Consider the following 6,832-nt stretch of genomic DNA (forward strand, 5'->3'; position numbering starts at 1 on the left):
ATTGAAGACTTAATTTTTTTTAAATCCTTATGAAGACTTGTATAACCTATTATGGTGGAAAATTGAACATGGTAAAGCATATACTTCCGCTTATTCCAAAGCATAAAGTATATGTAGAACCCTACTTCGGTGGAGGCGCCATTCTATTTGCTAAAGATAAATCTGATGCTGAAATCATTAATGATTTAAATGCTATGGTGGTTAACTTCTACGAAGTGGTTAAGTCAAAAGACTTTAAAAACCTTAAAGAAAAAATTGAAGGTACACCGTTTTCAAGAGCGACTTACAATGTAGCACTTGCCATTTATAGGATGCCACATTTATTTTCAAAGCTACAATGTGCCTGGGCATTTTATGTGGGAACCAATATGGGCTTTTCATGTCAGATTGGGTCTTGGGGCTATGATAAATATTCAAAACGAGTTAAAGCGTTTCGGAATAAGAAACTCTTATTCAATGATAATATCGCTAAACGCTTGGAAGATGTTCAAATTGAACATTTAGATGCGCTTAAAGTCATCCAAAACCGTGATGGTGAGGATGTGTTTTTCTATCTCGATCCGCCGTATCCTAACAGCAATCAAGGTCACTATTCAGGATTCAGCCAACAAGATTTTGAAGACTTATTAGTAGTTCTATCAAAATTAAAAGCCAAGTTCCTTTTGTCTTCTTATCCAAATGAAGCATTAGAAAAGTACACTAAGCAATTCGGGTGGTTTACCAAAACTTTTGACAAACCACTCTCTGCACGAAAAGCACAGGAAAATAAACCTAGAGGTCGTAAAACTGAGGTTCTCACTGCAAACTTCTCGCTAAGCGAGATTAGAAAATAAAAATGAATTTTAATCCGTGGCAGTTTATACTGAACATATTCGAAGTGCCACAACAAAAACAATTAAACATGAAACGAGTAATCGATAAGACCGTCAACCTTGATTTGGTTGGCGTCAACGGAAATGCCTTTATGATTATGGGCGTATTTCAAAGACAAGCAAAAAAGGAAGGCTGGAGTACTTCTGAAATCGAAATGGTGCTAGCGGAAGCTAAAAGTGGCGATTACAACCACCTCTTGGCGACTATTGAAAACCATTGTGAACCTAAAGACGAAAGCCATGAAAATTAAAGAACGTAAACGAATCCTTTACTTTTTAGAAGCTCTTATGGTAAATATGGAAAGTCACGAAGACCACAACATTAGTTCTGAATTATTGAATTTATTCTCAAGAACAGAACTTATAGAAATGGTACTGTGGCTACATACAAATTACGACAAGAGTATGCTTACTGAAAAAACAGATACCGAGTTATTGCAGCTGTTAAATGATGATGCTAATGTACTTGCCTTTGTCATAGAACAATGGAAAAGTAACATTAGCCTTGTCCCGAAATTAACCCAAGCTGAAGTTGATGATTTCTTTGAGCGGATGCCCATTACAACTCATTACTTGAGAGATAAACCTGTAGAAGAGTGGGATGATTATGACGTCAGCAATTATTACTCCATTTTATACAAACACGGAAAGACCCGACGTGTATTTGCCATCTATACTTCTGATATTAAAGAAGAAGACAAATATGTGGTTAGTACACAACCGTCCTTCTTTTTTGATACAAAAGAAGAAGCGGAAGAAGAGTTAGAACGTTGTATTGCGCAAGAAAAATTTGAAAAAGGTGATTTGAAAATATTATCACTCTGGAAAATCGAACCCTAAGAGGTGTTAAACAAGAAAAATTAAATACAAATCTGTGGCGATTCGCCACCACTAAAATTAAATATTATGAATGCAACTATTGTCGATGTTTTAATTGAAAACATCAAAACAGACCAAGACCTATTACAAACTGTAGAGGCAAAAATTGAAACTGCAAAAGACGAAAAACAAAGGATAGTGAATCGTCTGAAAGAACAGCAAAAAGATATCTCGGTATTACTTAAATATGCTGATGAAAAACAACACGCTAAAATTGAAGCTTTAGGATTTAGTTTTTCTGACCCTCTAAGAGGGATTAATAATATAGCATCTGTAGCGCTTGATTTAATCATGAAAGCTAAAAACAATCAGCTAACCAATCAGGAATTATATGACGGTTATGTAAATGCTTTAAAGAACAAGGATGAAGCTGTTAAGTATTCCGAGTTTAATATCAAATGTCGTTCGCTTTTTAATACTCAAAAGTTGTTACGTAAAAAAGGTAGCGATCCAAAATCGTCAAAACTTGATATCATTTCTTTAAACGGACGTGTATTGCCAAAAGAGGATAAAGTAGCTGCCAAAAAAGAACCGAGTAAAACGACTCAAACTAAAAAGAAAGATGATACGGTTTCCAAATAAGCAGAAAGCTATTGATCTTGCTTTATGGCAAAACTATAACCATCGCTTTGATGATAACTATGGAGTAGTTCTAAGTAGCAAAGGTGATTATACGGTTTGTCAAACAAGCCATCCTTCCTTTAGTAAAAGTGGATTTGAGAACTTGCCAGTAGATTATAAAAAAATGGATTATCAACACATTCAGCAAATACGAATGGATGATGACCCATTACCTCATTTTGAAGAAATCGCTGGTATGTTTTCTGTAGCTCATGGAGAGACTTTGCGTTTTATATTGAATGCCAAAATTCCACTAAAAAGATTTATCCGTTACGAACTTGCGTGTCGTGGTTATGATGAAAACTTTAATTGGGTTGGATTTGAAAAAGCTGAAGAGATTTGGTTGAAATAATTTAATACGCAAAACGCCCACTTTTTCAAGTGAGCGTTTTTTTATGGTTCTATGAAAACATACCGTTTTAATTCACATAATAATATATGTTTTCATTGTAAATTAATTTACAACTAATTCTCCATTTTTATAAAATTCTTCTTTTATAAAATTACCATTTTCATCATAGTATTTCCAAGTTCCTTCCTTTTTCATTTTATTGTAAACTCCTTTTGATTTAGAGTTTCCATTTTCATAAAATTTCTGAAATTCTCCAGTTACAATACCATTATCATAGTTGGCAATTAAAATTATATTTCCATTACTATGATATTTAGTTACTGTCTTAAACTTCAAGTTATCTAAAGAATACACAGCTTTCTTATACTTAACTCCATTATCTTTATATTCAATAATAGTAAGCTTTTCAGTATCTCTAAATTTTAACTTCTTAATTGCATTTGTATCATTGTGATATTCCGTAATTGTATCACCAACTATTGGTAATTTTTCATTTTCCGCACCATAAGTGATTTTAGCCCCTTTTAAATCTATTTGGCCTAAAGCCATTATGGGAACTAATAAAAGTAAACTCAATATAACATTTTTCATCTATTTAGTTTTAACCCCAATTATTCCAATTACTTTCTCTATCTTCTCTCCAAAACCCTTTACCAACTTCCAATTTAAGAGCATCACTTATCGAATTATCAATACTCAAAATTGTTGCTAATGGAACAACTCTAACATCTTCTTTTTCTACATCAGGTCCAGCACCAGCAAACATTTCAAATTCGTCTTCTTCCCATCTCATTATTTCGGTAATGGGCTCACCTTGTAAGGCATCAAGATTTGTAACAACTGTTAAATCTTGTGAAACTGGATACTCCAAGTCATTATTTAACCATTTCCATACAGGTTCAGTTGATTGCTCAAACTTTTTAGATAAGTCTGGTATATCAAGAGTAAAATGATCCTTATCAGGACAAACTTGAATTGCTTTAAATTCATCTATATCAAAAAAGTCATACACTCCCAATAGCATTAATTCACTCCAAGATTTGTCAACCTTAGAAAGAGTAAAAGTACCCAAACCTTGCACATCAACTTTAGACAACTCTTTTTCCTTATTTAGTTCATCGATTATGACTTTAAATATTGAAAGTACTTGGTTTTTCATATAAAATATTCCACCAGCAAATACTAATTCTAAGCCGAATTTTTGATATAACCCTATAGTATAAGCATATCTAGGTTCTGTTGAACTAGTAACTAAAGTCACATGATATCCAAACTCTTCAATATTTGATTTAATTTTCTTCTTAAAAGATTTTTTATCGGTCATAAAATTTAATTAATATACTTAATCTTTACTATGTATCTTTTTATGGCAACTCTTACATGGAACTTCTAGATTATCTTCTGTTGTTCTTCCACCATCAGCATGTCGCTTTCTATGGTGACCATCAACTTGATCTACTGTTTTTTGTTCGCCACAGTTTTTACACTTTCCTCCTTGCTCATCTAGCTTTTTTTGCTTTTCTTTCTTAGTGTAAGTCCTCCTTGGATCACGCTTACTCGGATCTACAGAACCTTTCCCTCTTTTAGCTTTTGCTATTTTCTTCTGATTCTTAACACCGTCAATAGCTTTGTTGATAGTTTTAAGGTGTTTAGGTATTTTACCAAGTTTTGCAGTATCACCAATCAAAGGGGCAACACCTGCGTAACTTGCAATACCACTCCAGAAATTGCCATTTTTCATTTCAATACTTCCAGCTGCAATATCTGCTGCGCCAGTAGGGTCAAAAATCCCTGCAATATCAAGTCCCGCTACAAGAATGTCTTCCCCATCAAATGAATAGTTTCCACCAAAATCAACTCCTAAACTACTCGCATCAATATCTAAATCCACCAAGTCAGTGACAAGTGTAATACTGGAGCCGTTAGCACCACGAAGTATTACATCATCAGGACTCATTCCTAATTTATCAATAAATCGAACTGGGTCGTTAACTGCATAAACATACGAAGATTGAAACGAATAATCTTCAGCTAATGGATCAATAGTTACAAAACGAGCTAATGCAGCATCGTAATGACGTGCTTCATATTCATACATTTTATAACCTAATGCCTTCTCTAACTCTTTACCATTATACTTAAATTTGCGCGCTACCGAATTTGAATTTGAAGAAACTACGTTATTGTAACCCTTGTGCTGCAACCCGAAAGGATAGTAGTTGTTTTCTTCTTTGATTTCAGAGCTATTAACACTACCATTATTGTTGGTGTCTGAGTAAGCGAGACGTATATTACCCAAATGGTCTTTGTACTGGTAGACATAGTCAAAGTTGCTACCATTAGGCTCTATATAGCCTTCTGGGTGTGAGAAGAACTTAAGGGCACTCCCTTCGTAGATATAATTCCCTGCATAGTATGTCGTGGTACCGTTACTCACTATCTTTTTTTGTTTAACACCAGTGGCATCATAAATGTACGTAATAGTTCCGTTATTTCCATTACCGTTTATCGAAATACTCTCAGGTAAATTTAAGTGATTATATACTATATCTGATGAAATACCCTTATTGTAATCTCTTAGCATATTACCATTGGCATCATAGGTATAATCGTTTCCAGAAGTATTACCATCAATAAACCCTTCAGTAAGGTGTGTGGTATTGGCATCCGTGACAGATAATAACTGATTACCATCGTAGGTATAGGTAAGGTCATCCATAATATTAACATTACTATCTCTTTGTAGGGTTACAATGTTTCCGTTTTTATCATAACTCACACTTCTTAGATGATGTCTGGTATAAACATCTAAATTGTCTCCTTTGCGCATGATGCCTCTATCTATTCTGTTGAGGTCATCATACTCATAAGAGTAGCCACGTTTTTCATTATCATTTGCAGTTTTCCAAATGGTTTGTGAGATATTACCATTGTACAAGTTAGCAAATTGAATAGCGCCTTCTTGTTCATTATAATTAATCTTAAACCCAAAGAGGTCAGTACCTAAGTTAGCCACATCATTAATTTCTTTCAACCATCCACGGATGTTATAGGTGTAATCTACAGTTTGCAGCCTTACACCGGTTCCTGAGCCAGTCGAAGGACCACCAACACCTTTGCTTTCTAATTGCCCCAACTCATCATAGGTGTTTTCTACAATCACTTCTGCAGTGCCACCATTTATGGTTTGCTGTTGGTCTATCAGACGGTTCATATGGTCATAGCTAAAGGTATCTACCGTAGTTATAGTACTAAACCCAGTACGCGCATGAGTGGTTGTCGTTTCTGTGACTGTACCATCAAAAGCGAACTCACTTTTTATTTCATCTACAGTATCGAGATAAGGGTTGTTACTGTATACATTAATAGGTCTCGCCTTATCATCGTAATGGGTAACAGATGTAATAAACTCAGTAGTACCTAAGACTCTTACTTTACTTCCAGTAGCTAATCCCTTAGGATATACAATACTAGTAACCCCGTATGCAGTAGCTTGCCATTGGCCACCATCTCTATTAAAGGTATAATTATCATAATAGTTTATTGTGTTTACTTCAGAGATGTTTGTATTTGGGTAAGCATTGTTAGAATAATACACAGGAGCATAACTAGCGAGTGTTATAGGTGTAGTGAGTTTATTCTCATAGACACTAGTAGCGCTATTAGCCTCGTTCTGCAATGTAGTACGAGAGGCATTTCTATCGATTTCACCAGTATAAGTTACTCTCCCAAAAGCATCATATTTGGTAAATAACCATGTGTTTAGTGCATCGAGATTAGCATCTTGTGTCATAATAGGTTGGTCAAGCTTATTATAAACAATATATTCCCAACCTTTACCTGGTATTTTCTTTTCTACCAACCTGTTGCGATAATCATAGACGTATTGGTAGCCCAATTCATCCAAGGAAGCTTGAACATTAACTAATATTTCTGTATCTGCATCCATTAATGGTGGTAACACAAAGCTCAAATTCCCATAGTCATCATAGACATAATAGGTGTCATGTTTTACACCTGCATTATAGGTACGTTTTAAAATCACACGGCCTTCAGCATCTTTAAACTCTTCAGTGCTATGATTATTACCACTGGTATGGTTTTCGTC

At 34.7% G+C, this 6,832-nt stretch carries 8 protein-coding genes; 5 read left to right on the top strand and 3 right to left on the bottom strand.

All coding sequences use genetic code 11. The annotated features are described in order from the left end of the window. Nucleotides 1-29: 29 nt before the first annotated feature. The 5 genes from Q0770_RS09810 to Q0770_RS09830 all read left to right on the top strand — a co-directional run bounded on the left by Q0770_RS09810 (nt 30) and on the right by Q0770_RS09830 (nt 2,724). Entirely contained in the window at nt 30-833 is an 804-nt protein-coding gene (locus tag Q0770_RS09810; RefSeq protein ID WP_299116444.1) for a DNA adenine methylase, read from the top strand. Nucleotides 834-901: 68 nt separating this feature from the next. Beyond that, entirely contained in the window at nt 902-1,123 is a 222-nt protein-coding gene (locus Q0770_RS09815) for a hypothetical protein (protein WP_299116446.1), read from the top strand. Next, entirely contained in the window at nt 1,092-1,712 is a 621-nt protein-coding gene (locus tag Q0770_RS09820) for a hypothetical protein (RefSeq protein WP_299116448.1), read from the top strand. Before Q0770_RS09815 ends, Q0770_RS09820 begins: the two co-directional genes overlap by 32 nt. A 66-nt stretch (nt 1,713-1,778) precedes the next feature. Then, nucleotides 1,779-2,333, top strand: coding sequence for a hypothetical protein (locus Q0770_RS09825; RefSeq protein ID WP_299116450.1), 555 nt, complete (start codon nt 1,779-1,781; stop codon nt 2,331-2,333). Then, nucleotides 2,314-2,724, top strand: a complete 411-nt coding sequence (locus tag Q0770_RS09830) for a hypothetical protein (protein ID WP_299116452.1) — start codon at nt 2,314-2,316, stop codon at nt 2,722-2,724. Before Q0770_RS09825 ends, Q0770_RS09830 begins: the two co-directional genes overlap by 20 nt. Nucleotides 2,725-2,826: 102 nt before the next feature. Here Q0770_RS09830 and Q0770_RS09835 read toward each other — a convergent pair whose 3' ends face one another. From Q0770_RS09835 to Q0770_RS09845, 3 genes are all read right to left on the bottom strand, one after another. Beyond that, nucleotides 2,827-3,315, bottom strand: a complete 489-nt coding sequence (locus Q0770_RS09835; RefSeq protein WP_299116454.1) for a toxin-antitoxin system YwqK family antitoxin — start codon at nt 3,313-3,315, stop codon at nt 2,827-2,829. 10 nt (nt 3,316-3,325) lie between these two features. Further along, nucleotides 3,326-4,048 (bottom strand): DUF4262 domain-containing protein, encoded by a 723-nt coding sequence (locus Q0770_RS09840; RefSeq protein WP_299116456.1) that lies wholly within the window; start codon nt 4,046-4,048, stop codon nt 3,326-3,328. Between the two features lie 18 nt (nt 4,049-4,066). Beyond that, on the bottom strand, nt 4,067-6,832 hold a 2,766-nt coding region (locus Q0770_RS09845; protein WP_299116458.1), incomplete at its 5' end, for an RHS repeat-associated core domain-containing protein.

Source organism: uncultured Winogradskyella sp. (genome assembly GCF_947501905.1).
Taxonomy (GTDB): domain Bacteria; phylum Bacteroidota; class Bacteroidia; order Flavobacteriales; family Flavobacteriaceae; genus Winogradskyella.

Bases quoted from the DNA above. Each gene is read 5' to 3' on its own strand.
- Q0770_RS09810 (WP_299116444.1), top strand. From the start codon at position 30: ATGAAGACTTGTATAACCTATTATGGTGGAAAATTGAACATGGTAAAG.
- Q0770_RS09815 (WP_299116446.1), top strand. From the start codon at position 902: ATGAAACGAGTAATCGATAAGACCGTCAACCTTGATTTGGTTGGCGTC.
- Q0770_RS09825 (WP_299116450.1), top strand. From the start codon at position 1,779: ATGAATGCAACTATTGTCGATGTTTTAATTGAAAACATCAAAACAGAC.
- Q0770_RS09830 (WP_299116452.1), top strand. From the start codon at position 2,314: ATGATACGGTTTCCAAATAAGCAGAAAGCTATTGATCTTGCTTTATGG.
- Q0770_RS09835 (WP_299116454.1), bottom strand. From the start codon at position 3,315: ATGAAAAATGTTATATTGAGTTTACTTTTATTAGTTCCCATAATGGCT.
- Q0770_RS09840 (WP_299116456.1), bottom strand. From the start codon at position 4,048: ATGACCGATAAAAAATCTTTTAAGAAGAAAATTAAATCAAATATTGAA.